The organism is Arthrobacter sp. UC242_113, assembly GCF_044054585.1.
Classification (GTDB): domain Bacteria; phylum Actinomycetota; class Actinomycetes; order Actinomycetales; family Micrococcaceae; genus Arthrobacter.
The window spans coordinates 116,891-133,235 of the sequence record NZ_CP171971.1 but is presented as its reverse complement, the minus strand read 5'-3'; the positions used below and the strand labels follow the sequence as shown (position 1 = coordinate 133,235).

9 protein-coding genes and 2 pseudogenes are annotated in these 16,345 nt (G+C 59.9%); 5 read left to right on the top strand and 6 right to left on the bottom strand.

Annotated features, from left to right (window positions below; genetic code table 11):
* The first annotated feature begins 521 nt into the window (after positions 1 to 521).
* The 4 genes and pseudogenes from ACHMXB_RS21805 to ACHMXB_RS21790 all read left to right on the top strand — a co-directional run bounded on the left by ACHMXB_RS21805 (position 522) and on the right by ACHMXB_RS21790 (position 7,246).
* Positions 522 to 1,898 carry an NAD-dependent succinate-semialdehyde dehydrogenase gene (locus ACHMXB_RS21805; protein WP_395405519.1) on the top strand — a complete coding sequence of 459 codons (1,377 nt, stop codon included), beginning with the start codon at positions 522 to 524 and terminating at the stop codon, positions 1,896 to 1,898.
* 146 nt (positions 1,899 to 2,044) lie between these two features.
* A pseudogene (locus tag ACHMXB_RS21800) lies at positions 2,045 to 3,804 on the top strand (dihydroxy-acid dehydratase).
* A 196-nt stretch (positions 3,805 to 4,000) separates the two neighbouring features.
* A complete protein-coding gene (ppsA, locus tag ACHMXB_RS21795) occupies positions 4,001 to 6,403 on the top strand; it encodes a phosphoenolpyruvate synthase (RefSeq protein ID WP_395405517.1) in 2,403 nt (800 codons plus the stop codon).
* A complete protein-coding gene (locus tag ACHMXB_RS21790) occupies positions 6,404 to 7,246 on the top strand; it encodes a pyruvate, water dikinase regulatory protein (protein ID WP_395405515.1) in 843 nt (280 codons plus the stop codon).
* Positions 7,247 to 8,057: 811 nt separating this feature from the next.
* Here ACHMXB_RS21790 and ACHMXB_RS21785 read toward each other — a convergent pair.
* From ACHMXB_RS21785 to ACHMXB_RS21765, 5 genes and pseudogenes are all read right to left on the bottom strand, one after another.
* The gene (locus ACHMXB_RS21785) at positions 8,058 to 8,291 is read right to left on the bottom strand and encodes a hypothetical protein (RefSeq protein WP_395405514.1); all 234 of its coding nucleotides are present in this window, start codon (positions 8,289 to 8,291) and stop codon (positions 8,058 to 8,060) included.
* Between the two features lie 394 nt (positions 8,292 to 8,685).
* A pseudogene (locus ACHMXB_RS21780) lies at positions 8,686 to 8,842 on the bottom strand (pyridoxal 5'-phosphate synthase lyase subunit PdxS); the annotation flags it as partial.
* 256 nt (positions 8,843 to 9,098) lie between these two features.
* Positions 9,099 to 10,526 carry a gamma-aminobutyraldehyde dehydrogenase gene (locus ACHMXB_RS21775; protein ID WP_395405512.1) on the bottom strand — a complete coding sequence of 476 codons (1,428 nt, stop codon included), beginning with the start codon at positions 10,524 to 10,526 and terminating at the stop codon, positions 9,099 to 9,101.
* A 14-nt stretch (positions 10,527 to 10,540) separates the two neighbouring features.
* Positions 10,541 to 11,641, bottom strand: a complete 1,101-nt coding sequence (locus ACHMXB_RS21770) for a Zn-dependent alcohol dehydrogenase (protein WP_395405510.1) — start codon at positions 11,639 to 11,641, stop codon at positions 10,541 to 10,543.
* Between the two features lie 121 nt (positions 11,642 to 11,762).
* Positions 11,763 to 13,289, bottom strand: coding sequence for an APC family permease (locus ACHMXB_RS21765; protein WP_395405508.1), 1,527 nt, complete (start codon positions 13,287 to 13,289; stop codon positions 11,763 to 11,765).
* Between the two features lie 237 nt (positions 13,290 to 13,526).
* Here ACHMXB_RS21765 and ACHMXB_RS21760 point away from each other — a divergent pair, with 237 nt between their 5' ends.
* The gene (locus ACHMXB_RS21760; RefSeq protein WP_395405506.1) at positions 13,527 to 14,489 is read left to right on the top strand and encodes a LysR family transcriptional regulator; all 963 of its coding nucleotides are present in this window, start codon (positions 13,527 to 13,529) and stop codon (positions 14,487 to 14,489) included.
* A 341-nt stretch (positions 14,490 to 14,830) separates the two neighbouring features.
* On the opposite strand, the gene ACHMXB_RS21755 is transcribed toward ACHMXB_RS21760, so the two are convergent.
* Positions 14,831 to 16,345, bottom strand: coding sequence for an aspartate ammonia-lyase (locus ACHMXB_RS21755; protein ID WP_395405504.1), 1,515 nt, complete (start codon positions 16,343 to 16,345; stop codon positions 14,831 to 14,833).

The window sequence follows — 16,345 nt, the reverse complement described above, 5'->3', positions numbered from 1 at the left end:
CCTGACACATTACAGCCTTCGGCTTGGCGAAATTTCACCCAAAGAAGGCAAGAATCCAAGGAGAGGCAGCCTCACCGGCCAGCCCATCCACGATCCCAGGCGTTGCCGGCCAAGGCCTGCCAGTAGCGTTCAGGGCCCTGCTCCCGACAATCCAGGCGCCGACAGGCCTGGCCGGACCCAGCCTCGCCACCACATTCAGTCCTTCCCACCGGTAGAGGCCAAGTCTTATCGACGGGTGTTTGAAGACTAGTGTCTAATCTTGCCGCATATTGCTGATTGACGACAATTAGCAATACCTCTAGACTTGCCATAGTTGGACAGATAGGTGGTTCCCCTGGTGGGCAGATGTTGACCAAGTCACGGCCGCTTCAAGCCGAGGGTGCCGCCCTCGAAGAAGCGGTTGAACCGTATCCCACCGTCCACGAGACACGACCGGGCAGGTCGTTCCTCAAATCGACCTACAGCGCAACTGCTGCAAAGCAGTCGGCTCATCCACACCCCTGATAAGCAGAAGGAGCAATATGTCTGTGTACCGCGTTCAAAACCCGGCAACGGGCGAGGTCATTGAGACCTTCGAAACCGCCAGCGACACTCAGATCGAGCAGGCCCTAAAGAATGCCGATGCCGCTTACCACGAGTGGCGTAACCGGAGCATCCAGGACCGTGCAGCGATCGTGCGTCGAGTTGCGGAGCTGTTTGCAGAACGTAAGGAAGAGCTGGCCAAGATCATCGCCCAGGAAATGGGCAAGCCCTTGTCCGAGGGCATTGAGGAGATCGAGTTCGCCACTTCAATCATCAGCTACTACGGGGTGCATGGGCCGAGCCTGGCTGTCGACCAGGAGATCCCGAGCACGATTCCGGGCAAGGCGATCGTCGAGAACCGGCCCATTGGCGTGTTGCTCGGCGTCATGCCGTGGAACTTTCCCTATTACCAGGTTGCGCGCTTCGCTGCACCGAACCTGGTTCTTGGTAACACGATTCTGCTCAAGCACGCTGAAATCTGCCCTCGTTCAGCCTTGGTGATCGAACAAATCATGGAAGAGGCGGGCGTTCCGGTGGGCGCTTACACGAATGTCTTTGCCTCACATGATCAGATTGCCTCGATCATTGCTGATCCTCGTTTGCAGGGCGTATCGCTAACGGGTTCCGAACGGGCGGGTGCCATCATTGGCGAGCACGCGGGCCGGCATCTCAAGAAGGCAGTACTCGAACTCGGCGGCACGGATCCGATGATCGTGCTCGACTCCGACGACGTCGCAGCAGTCGCCGCGGACGCTTGGAACTTCCGCGTCTACAACGCAGGCCAGGTGTGCAATGCCAACAAGCGCATCATCGTCATGGACGACATCTACGACGAGTTCGTCGCTGAACTTAAGAAGCTCGCGGACGGCCTCGTGCCGGGGGACCCGCTGAACATGCCGGAGCATGCTTTCGGGCCCCTCTCCAGCCGGGCCGCTGCCGAAAACGTCAACGCCCAGGTTCAGCGCGCCGTGGCCGAGGGCGCAACTCTCGAGATCGGCGGCGTCCTCACTGAAGGGCAGAGCGCCTATTTCTCCCCCGCGGTCCTGACAGGAGTGAAGCGGGAGTCAGCTTCCTACCGTGAGGAAATCTTCGGCCCTGTTGCAACTGTTTTCAAGGTGTCAAGCGACGAAGAAGCGCTCGAACTTGCGAACGATTGCGATTTCGGTCTCGGCGGCTCAGTATTCTCTACCGACGAGGCACGTGCAGCGAAGATCGCATCGCAGCTTGAGGTGGGAATGACACACGTCAACATCATCGCTGCCGAGGCTGCGGAACTCCCCTTCGGCGGCGTGAAGCGCTCAGGCTTTGGTCGGGAGATGGGCCCTTTGGGTATGGGCGAGTTCGTTAACAAGCGCTTTTACTTCAAGGCCGAGTAAGGCCCATACCGTCCGGACGAAAGTCGGTATTTGTGGAATTTGTCGTTGCAACCCCCAGGAAGTTTCAGGGGGTTGCAACGGCTCCTGCCAGCAGAGCGGCACACTTGCCCGCCCAAGGAAACCACGGGAATTAGGATGAATTCGCTATGACGGAGAATTTGAACCGATCAGAGGATACAAGCGCATGCAATGACTGCGGACTGCGCAGCCGCGTGTGGTTCGCCGGCAAAGGGACTGCCGGCTTCAACCACCGGGCGAACCTCAAGGCCGGCGGGCATTTGGGCGAGATGTTCGACGGACGCCCCGTCATAGGCATCGCCAACTCAGCATCCGATCTGGTTCCGTGCAACTCCGGGCTCACTGAATTGGCTGAGTGGGCCGTACGCGGTGTCCTGGAAGCTGGGGGTTTCCCCCTGGTCTTCCCCACCATGTCCATCGGCGACTCCATCATGCGGCCGAGCGGCATGATGTACCGCAACCTGATGAGCATGGAGCTCGAAGAGCTCGCCCGCAGCAACCCGATCGACGGATTGGTCCTGCTGACCGGGTGTGACAACACGGCTCCCGCCTACGTCATGGGAGCAGCGAGCACCGGCCTGCCGACCATGATGATCCATGCCGGCCCGATGCTCTCTGGTAACTGGCGGGCGCAGACGCTCGCATCGGGTACGGATGTCTACCGCCTGAATGACCAAGCGCGGATGGGAGACCTCGACGCCTCGGACCTCGATCAGGCCGAGTACGGTATCTCCAGAAGTGTCGGCACCTGCAACACCATGGGCACCGCCTGCACAATGGGCGCTGTTCTCGAGGCGATGGGGTTGTCGCTGATGGGCACGGCCAATATCCCCGCCGTCGATGCCCGCAAGAAGGCCGCTGCCCAGCGCACGGGACGTCGGATCGTCGAGCTCGTTCGAAACCAAATCGGTATCGCGGACATCCTCACGCCCGCCGCGTTCTACAACGGTGCCCGGACGAATGCCGCCATGGGCGGGGGCACGAATACAACTGCGCACCTCGTCGCAATCGCCGGCCGGCTGGGTGTCCCGTTCACCATCGACGACATGGAGAAGTACAGCCGAGACGTTCCTCTGCTCGCGAATGTGAGACCCTCAGGCGAATACCTCATGGAAGACTTTTATAATGCAGGCGGCCAGGCGGCGCTGATGCAGGGAATGAGAGACCTTCTCGACACGAGCGCCCTCACGGTATCTGGCAAAACCATCGGCGACGAGATCGCCTCGGCACGCATCTGGGACCCGGCAATCATCGCAACACCAGACAGGCCGTTCAGTACCGCGCCGGCTCTTGCAGTGCTGCGAGGCAATCTTGCACCCCGAGGCGCGATTATTAAGCGACCGCAGCCGACCCACGTCTGCTCGATCACCGAGGTAAGGCGGTCGTCTTCGAGTCGATCGAAGACCTGGACGCTCGATTGGACAGCGATGATCTCGAGGTCGATGCTGACTCGGTACTCGTGCTGCGCGGCATCGGCCCACGGTCGTACCCGGGTGCCCCGGAACTCGGCAACATCAAGATTCCGCGCAAGCTGCTCGAACAGGGGATCACCGATATCATCCGCATCTCGGATGGAAGGATGAGCGGCACGGCATTCGGCACGGTAGTGCTACAAGTGACCCCCGAGGCGGCAGTGGGGGGCCCTTTGGCATTGATCCGCGACGGCGACATCATCCATCTTGACGTCGCCAACCGCCGGCTCGAGGTGGAGATCAGCGACGACGAGATCGAACAGCGACGGCGCGAATGGAAGCCGGCTGAGGACGGGACCCAGCGCGGTTTTCGCCGGCTCTATATCGACCACGTACTCCAGGCCGATGAGGGCTTCGACTTCGATTTCCTCCGCGGCTCATCGGGCGCGCCGCCGATGCTGCGACGCCCGTATTAGCGACTGTCGGCGTTGGAATGGGCACAACGAGCGCTACTTGTGCTTTTTCATTCCAGATCAGGCACCGAGGCTCGTCTATTACCGCCGTCATTGTTGTTCCCATCACATCAGCTTGCTCCCGTGGAGCCGCTGTGTTCATTCTTGCATCACCTATTTTTTGCGCTTGTCAGCGCGTGCCCAACGAAGGACACCATTCATGACTGACGTTCTCTGGTTTTCTGCTCTTGGCCTGTCCGACCTTGACCAGGTTGGCGGCAAAAATGCATCTCTGGGGGAAATGGTCCGTAGCCTCGCCTCTGCCGGGGTGAAGGTTCCGGACGGTTTTGCGACAACGGCCGATGCATATCGGCGCTTTTTGAGCGAGTCGGGCCTGGATGCCCGGATCGAAAATGTTCTGGAAGGCCTGGATAGCAGTGACGTGGCCGCGTTGGCCCAAGTCGGCCAGAAAATCCGGGATTTGATTCGCGCTACTGCCTTTCCCGCGGGTTTCGAGGAGGAAATCCGTGCCGCATACTCCCGCTTGATCGAGGAACATGGCGAGGATGTTTCATGGGCGGTTCGTTCGAGCGCCACTGCGGAGGATCTGCCGGATGCTTCCTTCGCCGGGCAGCAGGAGACGTTCCTGAACATCCACGGGATAGAGAACATTCTGTTCGCCATCAAGGATGTTTTTGCTTCGCTCTATAACGACCGGGCGATCGCCTACCGTGTCCATCATGGTTTCGCGCATTCGGAGGTCGCGCTTTCGGCTGGTGTTCAGCGCATGGTCCGTTCCGACGTCGGCGCGTCCGGTGTCATGTTCACCATGGATACCGAGACCGGTTTTAACGACGCGGTGTTCATCACTTCCTCGTACGGGCTCGGCGAGGCGGTGGTGCAGGGGGCTGTGAACCCGGACGAGTTCTATGTCTACAAACCCGCCCTTGCCGCGCGCCGGCCGGCAGTGTTGAAGCGGGGGCTGGGGGAGAAGGCCGTACAGATGGTGTACACCGACTCCCGTGAGGTGGGCAGGACCGTTGATTTCATCCCTGTCCCGCAGGACTTGCGGAGCCGTTTTAGCCTGACCGATGCCGAGGTTGAACAGCTCGCCCGGCACGCCCTGGCCATCGAGACGCACTACGGGCGTCCGATGGATATCGAGTGGGGCAAGGACGGAGTGGAGGGGAAACTGTACATCCTGCAGGCACGCCCCGAAACGGTAGAGTCCCGCAAAGCCACGGGTTCGGTATCCCGCTACACCCTCACCGAGCGCTCCAATGTCTTGGTGGAGGGCCGGGCCATAGGCCAGCGCATCGGTGCCGGGCAGGTGCGGATGTTGTCCTCGATTGACCAGATGGCATCCTTCCAGGAAGGCGACGTTCTGGTGGCGAACATGACGGACCCCGACTGGGAACCAATCATGAAGAAAGCCGCCGCGATCGTGACCGACCGTGGTGGGAGGACCTGCCACGCGGCCATCATCGCCCGGGAACTGGGCATCCCGGCTGTTGTCGGTACCGGTTACGCTTCCCAGATTCTCAAGGACGGCACCCCCGTCACGGTGTCCTGTGCCGAAGGCGAGGCCGGGCTCGTGTATGAAGGGTTGCTGGAGTACACGCTGCAAGAGACCAGCCTGGAGACTATGCCGGAGGCGCCGGTGAAGATCATGATGAACGTCGGCACCCCGGAACAGGCGTTCAGCTTCGCCCGGCTCCCAAACCACGGCGTCGGCCTGGCACGCCTGGAATTCATCATCAACCGGCAGATAGGCATTCACCCCAACGCCCTGTTGGCTGTGGCCGGCGAGATTGAACGCCCGGCAACGCTCGATGACTACACCGTGCGGCAGATCCGGGAAAAAGCTGCAGCGTACGACGGTCCCCGTGATTACTACGTCCGCCGCCTGGCCGAGGGGATCTCGACCATCGCCGCTGCTTTCGCGCCGGAACCGGTGATCATCCGGCTCTCGGACTTCAAGTCCAACGAGTATGCCAACCTCCTGGGCGGGCCCGCCTTCGAACCGGAGGAGGAGAACCCGATGATCGGTTACCGGGGCGCCTCCAGGTACCTGTCCGAATCCTTCCGGCAGGCGTTCGAGCTGGAATGCGAAGCCCTGAAATACGTGCGCAACGAGATGGGACTGACCAACATCAAGCTCATGGTCCCGTTCGTGCGGACCCTCCATGAAGCGAAGGGTGTCATCGAACTGCTCGCCGCGAACGGGCTTCGCCGCGGCGAGAACGGGTTGGAGATCGTAATGATGTGCGAACTGCCCGCCAACGCGCTGCTCGCTGATGAGTTCCTGGAGTACTTCGACGGGTTCTCCATCGGATCCAACGACCTGACCCAGCTCACCCTGGGACTGGACCGCGACTCAGCACTGGTCGCCGAAGGGTTTGACGAGCGCAACCCCGCCGTGACCAAACTTCTGGAACTGGCCATCGCCGCCTGCCGGACCAAAGGCCGGTACGTAGGGATCTGCGGCCAAGGCCCCAGCGACCACCCTGACTTCGCCGAATGGCTCCTAGAGCAGGGGATCGATTCCATCTCGCTGAACCCGGACGCGGTGACAGAAACCTGGCTGCGGCTGGCCCGCTCCGGTAACCACACCGCCATCTGAATGGCGGATAAGCCCACTGTGGGGGCGGACGGCACTGCCGCCCCTACAGTGTTCTTCCTCTCCGACAGCACCGGTATCACCGCCGAAACCCTAGGCAACACCCTGCTGACCCAATTCCCCGCTCAACGGCTGGAGCGACGGACCATCCCGTTCATCACCACCGTTGAACAAGCACGCGACGTCGTAGCAGCCATCGACCGGGTCGCTGCCTCTGGGCGTCGCCCGCTCGTCTTTTCAACGACAGTCAGCCCGGACGTCCGTGCTGTGCTAGCGCAAAGCGCAGGACACTTTTTCGACCTGTTCGGCGCCCACATCCGGCAACTCGAACAGGCTCTTGGATCCTCCGCCAACGGCGTACCCGGCCAGGCCCACGGCGTCGGCGACGCCGTCCGCTACCAGTCCCGCATGGCCGCCGTCGAGTACGCGATCGAGCACGACGACGGTCAATCCCTCCGCGCCCTGGAACGCGCAGAGCTGATCCTCATCGCCCCCTCCCGCTGCGGCAAAACCCCGACCACGATGTACTTGGCACTCCAGCACGGGATTCTGGCCGCCAACTTCCCCCTCGTCGAAGATGACTTTGATAGCCTGGCCCTGCCCAAACCCCTGTTGGCGTTCGCGAACAAGTGCTTCGGGCTCACCTCACAGCCGGTACGGCTGAGCCAGATCCGCCAGGAACGCCGCCCCGGCAGTGCCTACGCATCAATGGCCCAATGCACCTACGAACTCCGCAACGCCGAAGACATGTACAGGGCCAACAACATCCCCTACGTGAACTCCGCCTCCATGTCTGTGGAGGAAATATCCGCCACCGTCCTCCAACGAACGCAATTGCACCACTGAAGGCTATATACGGACGATCGGGCGCATTGCGTAAAACAATGTCCCGCAGGTGGCCGACCAGCTCAGCCTCAGGAAGCCGAAGGGAATGCGGGTGGCCCGCCGGAGATCTCGGCGGGCTCCACCGCTGCGGACCACATTCAATCGCCAATAATTGCATTCCGTAAAGCCGAAAAGTGTCAGATTGGGGTGTAGCCAGCCTGACGTCCAGGCAGCAGGTCGTCTACGTTCGGAGCCGCACATTCGCAGGAAGTGGGGGGTTCCCCGGGATCTCCCGGCCCCACTTCATACATGCCTTCGCCAGGCGAAATACAGGGGCGATGGCGCGCACTCCACCGTGGCGCCATCGACCAGTAACTGGCAGGGCGAGTCAGCCAATCGGACTTTACCTGTGGTTTTAGACCGGCCCGAAGAAGTTGGTCTCCATGACGTTACGGATCTCCTCGTCGGGGGGAGGCCCACCAAAGTGTCCGATGCAACCGAGATGTCGGCATTGTTGACCAGGAGTGACGTGCGGAGCCTGCGCGACGGTGGCTCGGATCGAGGCAGGGTCGGTGACATCAGACCGAGAGGGACGATCCGGGAGTCATTCCACTCCTGAGGACGGCGGGCCGTGCATGCACCTTTGCAGCGCCACGGGCCAGAGCCTGCTCCACGAAATCCGGCCGAGCCCTCCGTTCACGCCGGTGACAATCGAAGCGGGTCGTGACGTGGGTCGGAGTTCGCCTCGTTGCAACAGAACGTCTGCTACAGACAGAGCGCGATAGTTGGCACGTTCATCGGGGCAAAGAGACGCCGGATAGTCGAAGCTCCCCTACTTAGGGGTGTCAGCAGCGTCGCGTTCGGCGGTCACACCGTACGGCACGTTCTCACTTAGGGCAACTGTAAAGACGGTCGGACTGTGTCGGGTGACCATTACTCCCATCCACCCAAGGGATTGTGCGCTGGCGACGGCCAAATCGACTGCCATGCTGAGTTCTGCGTCCTTGTGCTGGCCCTTCTCCACTGTTACGTGAAAGTAGCGGCCGGGATCTACGGCTGTAATCATCTCGTTTTCCTTCCAGGCTGAGTTCTGGGACACCGTGGGTTCTGAGGATTTTGGTTAGTTCTAGTCAGAAGGGGTAACCGGCATCGCGGCATATCTTGGCAATCACGGTGGGCTCATCGTAGAAAGTGACGCGTTGGCAACGCGGCGGCCCGTTCACCAAGGTTGGGGAACTTGAAAATCCCGCAACCGACGAACACCCCGTCGGCGCCGAGTTGCTCATCACTGATGCATCGGCCGGGGCGCGTTACCAGCGGCCGTGAACAGCATCCCCGGGAGCTCGGCCATTGACGACGTCTTCCTTGACCAGCTCGTACGGGACGAGCTCCCACGTAGAGCTCGCCCTGGGCCAGGGCGGAGAGCTTACCCATCTCGGATGCGGCTCTTGCGCATGTTCGGCGCTGACGAACACGCCGTCAGCGCCGAACTGCATCATCATCGCAACATCAGGCGGAGTCGCGATGCCGCCGCCGGTGAACAGCGCCACTGGCGAGCTTGCCGGTGGCGGCGACTTCCTTTACCAGTTCATACGGTGCCTGCAGCTGCGCGGCTGCGGGGTCATTGCTCGAAATCGTCGGATGACCTCGGGACTTTTGCCTAGGGCCCAACTGGGGACTAGTGGACGTCTTCGGTGGCAGCGATGGGCTGATGACTCTAATGTGGGGCTGCTAGGTTGAGCAACTTTTGTCACGGCGGTGATCGGTGGATCCGGCTGACCGCCGTGACGTTGTTTGCTCGAGACAGGGATTGCTCTGCTGTCGGCGGTGTGGGTGTCGCCTAACAGTTGATCGAGTTCGGATTGCGAGTACGTTACCCGGTAAAGGACATGACGTGTTTAATGCGTGTGTAGTCCTCAAAGCCGTACATTGACAGGTCCTTGCCATAGCCGGAGTGTTTGAATCCTCCGTGGGGCATCTCTGCTACCACCGGAATATGTGTGTTGATCCAGACACAACCGAAGTCCAGGGCCTTGGACATACGCATCGCGGTGCCGTGGTCAGTTGTCCAGACCGACGATGAAAGCCCGTAGGCCACGCCGTTGGCTTTCTTAATGGCATCGGCCTCGTCCGAGAAGCGCTGTATGGTTACGACCGGACCGAAGATCTCTTCCTGAACGATGGGGTCGCCCTGTTCGACTCCTGCCACTACGGTTGCCTCGTAGAAATATCCGCGGTCGCCCCATCGTTTGCCTCCAGTTGTTACCTCGGCGTAGGGTGCGAGTCCGTCCACCAGTCTTGAGACGTGCGCCAGCTGGCTGGAATTGTTGACCGGACCGAAAGTTGCCTCGGGGTCGTCCGGGGTTCCGGTTCGAGCAGAGTCCCGGGCTTCCTTGGTAACCGCAGCAACGAGGTCGTTGTAAATCCCGTCCTGAGCAAGTATCCGCGTTGCTGCCGTGCAGTCCTGACCGGCGTTGACATATCCGGCCATGACAATCGTCTTTGCGGCCGCCTGGATGTCAGCACCGTTGAACACAACGACTGGTGCGTTGCCACCAAGCTCAAGATGTACGCGTTTGAGGTCGTCGGCTGCGTCTCGTGCAACCTCCATTCCAGCCCTTGTTGATCCCGTGATTGACACCAGCTGAGGAGTTGGGTGCTGAACCATCGCTTTGCCGGTGCCACGATCTCCAAGGACCAGATTGAATACACCAGCGGGAAGGAACTCTGCCGCAACTTCTGCCAAGAGGATCGCCGTAGAGGGGGTCGAAGCGGCGGGCTTTAGCACTGTTGAGTTGCCTGCGGCGATGGCGGGAGCCATCTTCCAGACGGCCATGTTGAGAGGGAAGTTCCAAGGTGCGATCTGTGCGACAACACCGATAGGTTCGCGTCTAATGATGGAGGTGTGCTGTGGAAGGTATTCGCCGGCCGACAATCCTTGGAGGTTTCGTGCTGCTCCGGCAAAGAACCGGATTTGGTCGACCGAAAGCATGATCTCTTCTGCGGCGAGATTGGCCCGGGGTTTTCCTGTATCCCGGCTTTCAGCGTCCGCGAATTCCTCAGCGCGGGCTTCAATGGCGTCGGCGATTCGCAGCAACGCCAGTTGACGCTCCCCGGGCGTTGTGTTGTTCCAGGTTTCAAAGCCTCGTTCCGCGGCGGCAAAGGCCCGGTCGACGTCACCGGCTGTGGAGTTGGGGATCGATCCGTAAGTGTTTTCTGTGGCCGGGTCGACGAGGTCGATTTCGTCGTCGGCCTGTGGTTCGATCCATGTACCGTCGATGAAGTTAGCGTTGGTTTTCATTATCTGTTGGTCCTTTACGGCACGAGAAGTTGTCGCAGGGGAGAGCCGCCCGAGAGATCTTTGATAGCGGCATCCGCGTCCTCGAGCGGGCGCCGGGCGCTGATCATTTGGTCAAGAAGGAGTTCGCCGTTCATGTAGCGGTCCACAAGTCGTGGAATGTCGACAGAGGGCACAATTCCTCCGTAGTTGGCTCCGAGAATTCGCTGGTCAAAGTCCACTAGTTTCTGGGGCTCGAAAGTTGCTTCGGTTCCTTGCCGGGGGATTCCAACCATGACGGCCGTTCCGCCGACACCGATCGCGGCGATGCACTGTCCGGCGGTGACAGTTCCGCCAATGGCGTCGAAGGCGTAGTTAACCCCGTTTGGAGCGATGCGACGGATCATTTCGAGCGCATCAGTTTCCCGTGCATTGATGGTGTGGGTGGCACCCATGACCGACGCGATCTCCAGCTTCTCACCTTGGAGATCAACGGCGATGATGGTTGAAGCACCGGCAATTCTTGCTCCCTGGACGACCGAGAGCCCAACGCCCCCGCAGCCGATGACGACCACCGAGGCCCCGGGTTCGACCTTTGCCGTGTTCAAAACGGCCCCGACTCCGGTCGCGACTCCGCAGCCCACCAAGGCGATGACATCCAAGGGCGCGTCCTTTCGGACCTTTATGGCGCCGGTGGCTGGAACGATGACCTCTTCAGCGAACGAGGAAACGCCTGAGTAGTGGAAGATCGGTTCACCGTTCAGGCTCAGGCGGGTGGTCCCATCATGAAGCACGCCGCCGGCTGATACATGCTCTGCGTGCACCAGGCACTGGACTGGTTTGCCCGCCAGACAGGCTCGGCATTGACCACAAGGTGCTATCCATGAGAGGACGACGTGGTCGCCAACTTCCAGGTCGGCCACTTCACTGCCAACAGCGGTAACCACGCCGCTTCCCTCGTGGCCAAGCACCAGGGGAACCGCGATGCCGTCCCAGTCGCCCTTGACGATGTGCAAATCCGAGTGGCAGACTCCTGCCGCTGCTACTCGAACCCGCACTTCATTGTTTCGCATATCCTTCAGTTGGACGTCTTCGACGGTGACCGCTTGCGAGGGGTCCCGCCATACTGCAGCGCGCACTACTTCTCCATTTCGGTTTGGGTGTCTTTCTCTTCCTGCGCACGTAGAGCATAGAGCTTTGTGCGAGAAAAGTAAGTACAAGGTTTTCTTTCTATTTGCATAAGTTGGGCTTATTCCAGGTTTAGTCGGCGAATTCTTCGGGATGGGTTGCGGCGTACATTGGACCGGCCTCCCCCCTGGCGAGCCGCCCGCGAAGGACAAGCAGCCACCACAGTCCTGCTACCGCGACGACCCCAAGGAACACCCATCCGTTCCCGGCGAACTGTGGGAGGAGGACCAGGCCCGCCTCGATAACCAGGAAGCAGATGAGCCCAAGGATGTAGAGCGGCAAGCGCCACCGGCCGAGATCGAACGTCCCCTTTTCAGGGGCAGGAATGCGGTTGCGCTTCATCCCAACGATCAGCCCGCCCGTCTGGAGGATGTAAACGGCGAAGAAGGACAAATTGCAGACCCCAAGGAAGTAGAAGAAGGTCTCAGTGCTGAACAGGGCCGACATTGTCAGGAGAATTGCCACCACTCCCACGGTCAAGACAGCGGCGGTAGGGGATTTCCGTCGGGGTGCCACGTGCCGGAGGCTGCGGGAGAACGGCAGCATGTTGTCGCGGGAGAGCGAATAGATGAGGCGGGTCGCCAGCAGCACATCAGTGAGAAGGCACGCGAAGATGTTGGTCAGAGCAATGGCAATGATGATCTTCGCGAATACAGGCCCGAGTTGGCCTGACAAGATCTCACCGATAGGGAAGCCTGTGGCGTTTGCCACGGCTTCGGGGTCCTTGATGGCAAGAACGTAGACGATGTACATCGTCAGCTCAATGACGAAGGACACCAGGAGAGCGGAAAACATAGTCTTAGGAATCACACGCCGGGCGTTCTTCGTCTCTTCGGCCACGTCCGCGCTGGCTTCAACGCCAATCATTCCGAAAAAGGGGCCAAGCGCCGCGACAAGCCATATCACAATGTAGGGTGCGGGATCCTCTGTCGTCGGCGCTGTGAAGAGAGCACTGAGCGGCTGATGGTTTTCAGGGACCAGCAGGGCAACGGCCGCAACGACAAGCGTGGCACCGACCGTTACGACGATTTCCAAGCTGACGCCGATGTTGTTCAGAAAGGTCGTTAGTCGCACACCGTACGCCACAATCAGGACACACACCGCGATCACAACAGCGGTAACCATGACCTGTTCAACCGGTGATTGTTGCCAGCCAAGGACATATCCGATATACCCAGCGAACGTGTACGCAACGCCTGTCATCGCAGAGATCCACCCGATGATGGCAATGAAGCCGGTGAACCAGCCAAGGTTTGACCCGTTGATACGGCTTGTCCACTGGTATGCGTAGCCGGCCAATGGCATTTTCGCCGCGAGGTCTGCGGCTATGAGTGCCCACAGGCCAAAGACAAACAGGGCCAGAAGCATGGTCCACACGAACGGGCCGCCCGCAGCGAAGTAGCCGGCCTGGAAGCTCGAGAACACAGCAGTCGTCGCGCTGATGCAAGCGAAGCCAATAGCAAACGATGAGAGCCGACCGATTGAGCGATCAAGTTGGGGTGTGTAGCCAAATTCCCGGAGACGCTGATTTTCATCCGCGTCGCTATCCGGCGCCGGCAGGACATCCGGTCCATGGTCTGGGGTTAATTCCTTTTTCATACTCTTCTCCTGTGAGACGAAAGTCAGAGCCTTTGTCGTCCGTCGCCTAAAGCGACTGGATGCTGGCTCCGAATCCGACTCATTGTGTTCATACGGGCTTGCCGCTTAAGGGGATAGCGGCACAGCAGCAACATCAGCTTTGAAGAAATGTTGTCAGCATCACTCCCATAGCTCAAGTGCCAGATATCTCGTAGTTGCCATATGCTTTACTTATGCCAAGCACTTCGGGAGCCCTTCGTGCCCACTCTTAATCAACTGGAAGCATTCGTGGCAGCAGTTGCCACCGGCACCTTCACCGGCGCGGCTGCGGATCTCAAGATGAGCCAGCCGGCCATTTCAGATTTGATAAGGCGGCTGGAAGCAGAACTCGATGCCAAGCTCTTTCAGCGAGGAGCCCGGAAACTCGTCCTTACTGCCGAGGGGGAGGAGCTTCTACCCTTCGCGCGCCAATCCGTCTTGGCTTCGCAGATGGGTGCAAGTGCAGTGCGCGCCGTTCAATCACTGGGTGGAGGCACGGCGACATTCGGCTTGCTGCGCAATGCCGAGTTCTACCTTCGTACGGACCTGGCCAGGAACTTTCACCTGGCTCACCCAAAAGTTCGAATCCGTCTCGTCGGACAAAACAGCTGGGAGACCGCCCGCGACGTGACCAGCGGCCAGCTCGACGCAGGCTTGGTGACCCTTCCCATAGATGACGAGGAACTGGACGTCTTACCTTTGGCACGAGACGAAATAGTCTATGTAACCGCCGACGAGCTCCGCGCCCAAAAGACACCCTCGATTGTCGATATCGCGGCAGCGCCGCTGGTTTTATACGATGCACACTACGCCAAAACCGACCCCGCGCGTCGTCAGCTCAACGACCGGGCCCAACTTGGGGGTTTGTCTCTGGAGCCAAAAATAGAAGTCGAATACTTGTCAACAGCCTTGGCTCTCGTGGCAGAAGGTTTCGGTGACACCATCGTCTGTCGTTCAGCAGTTGCCGCTGAAGTTGAACCACGGGGACTGAAGGTCGTCTCTATGGCTGAACCGATGTACGACACCCTGGCACTCGTGAAACGTCGTGGAATGAGCCTGTCACCGGCAACCAGAGAGATGGCCAAGCTGGCGTTCTCAGCCCTGGTTGCGCACGCAAAAACAAATGCGGGCACCGTCGAACTGATTCCCATTGATGGCCATCTCAGGCGGTTTCTCGGGTAGCCTCAGCCCAGATCAGGCAGTTCACGCACACTCACCGCACAGTCTCCGAGCCGAAAATCAACGCCTAATCGAAGCAGGCTGTGCCACGCCTGAACTTGGCCCCTGCAGCGGGGGACTCTCCAGAGTCCTCTGGAGGAGCTGACCGGCCCTGAACCAAACAACTGCTTTGCAGAGCCCTGAGGTCTTTCAGCACCTCGGCCACGGCTTGCGGCCTCCTGGACACGCCCGCCGGCGCAGGCCCATCCGCTGCTGGCGTGCCGCGTTGTCTTCCTGGGAAGGACTTGGTGGGCCGGTCCGGAGACTGAGGAGCTGACAGTGGGTCATGAAACAGCACGGAGTGTTCAATCGAGGGCATGGGCTACTCCTTCAGACATTGAGCGCCGGTCGTTCCACTCGGGCGGGCGCTCAACTGGGTGCGGGTCAGCGTCTGAGGCGTCCCCGGCGCTTCTGTATCGGGCATGCTCAGACTCCTTGAATAGGCAATTCGCGAGGATGCGGTCTGCTTCTTCCGGGGATAAGAATCCATGACTGACAATGAGATCAGTGACGGAGCGACCTGACGTCATTGCTTCGGCAGCGATCCGTGAGGCTTCCGTGTATCCGATGATCGGGCTGAAGACTGTAACGAGCCCTATGCTGCTCTCAGCCAACGAGCGCAGATGCTGCTCGTGCGCTGTTATACCTGCGATGCAGTGCTCCGAAAGTGAGCCGACGGCCACCATTAGATGGGCTATTCCTCGGAAAAGGCTGCTCGCGATTATGGGTTCGAACGCGTTCAACTGCAGCTGCCCGGCTTCGGCAGCCATAGAGATGGTCATGTCATTGCCGATGATTTCGAAGGCGACCTGGTTGACGAATTCCGGTATGACCGGGTTAACCTTGCCGGGCATGATGCTGGAGCCAGCCTGCCGGGGCGGCAGAGAGATTTCAGCCAGGCCAGCCCGCGGTCCCGAGGAGAGCAGACGCAAGTCATTGCAAATCTTCGAGAGCTTGATTGCTGTGCGTTTGAGTGTGCCGGACAACAGCACGAACGAGCCGCAATCCTGGGTTGCCTCAACCAGATTCGGAGCCGTTGTCAGGGGCAGGCCGGTTAGTTTTTCGAGATTTTCCCGTGCCAAGGCGGCATAGTCAGGGTGTGCGTTCAATCCGGTTCCGATTGCCGTTGCACCAAGATTTATCTCATGAAGGTGCACCAAGGCTTCGCGAAGACGTGCAACGTCTTCGCCAACCATGACTTCGTACGAGCGGAACTCTTGGCCAAGAGTCATGGGAACCGCGTCCTGTAGTTGGGTTCGACCAATCTTGATGATGTGGTCGAACTCCCGCGCCTTCCCGGCAAACTCCTCCTGCAGTTCCAACAACGCCGCCAGCAGTGAACTGCTCGCCATGCTGGCTGCCAGTTTCAAAGCTGTGGGGTAGACGTCATTGGTGGACTGGCCCAAGTTTACGTGCTCATTTGGGTGAAGCACCTCGTAGGCCCCGCGAGGGTGTCCCAGAATCTCGAGGGCGGCGTTAGCAATCACTTCGTTGGCGTTCATGTTCGTCGAAGTGCCGGCCCCGCCCTGGATCATGCTGACCGGGAATTGGTCATCCAGGTCACCGGCGATCACCAGGTCGCAGGCGGATTCGATGGCACGGGCCAGCCGATGAGGCAGTAGCCCTAGTTCAGCGTTGCTGATCGCGGCAGCCTTCTTAACCAGCCCTAATGCTCGGACCAGATCCCTATAGGAACCCACCGGCTCTGCAGGGAGAGGAAAGTTTTCAATGGCGCGGAGCGTGTGGATGCCCCATAGAACCTGCCCGGGGACATCGCGGTCCCCGAGTAGGTCGTGTTCTCGCCTTGTTAGCGCACTCAC

Excerpts from the sequence above, each read along its gene's own strand:
- ACHMXB_RS21805 (WP_395405519.1), top strand. The coding sequence starts at position 522 with ATGTCTGTGTACCGCGTTCAAAACCCGGCAACGGGCGAGGTCATTGAG.
- ppsA (WP_395405517.1), top strand. The coding sequence starts at position 4,001 with ATGACTGACGTTCTCTGGTTTTCTGCTCTTGGCCTGTCCGACCTTGAC.
- ACHMXB_RS21790 (WP_395405515.1), top strand. The coding sequence starts at position 6,404 with ATGGCGGATAAGCCCACTGTGGGGGCGGACGGCACTGCCGCCCCTACA.
- ACHMXB_RS21785 (WP_395405514.1), bottom strand. The coding sequence starts at position 8,291 with ATGATTACAGCCGTAGATCCCGGCCGCTACTTTCACGTAACAGTGGAG.
- ACHMXB_RS21775 (WP_395405512.1), bottom strand. The coding sequence starts at position 10,526 with ATGAAAACCAACGCTAACTTCATCGACGGTACATGGATCGAACCACAG.
- ACHMXB_RS21765 (WP_395405508.1), bottom strand. The coding sequence starts at position 13,289 with ATGAAAAAGGAATTAACCCCAGACCATGGACCGGATGTCCTGCCGGCG.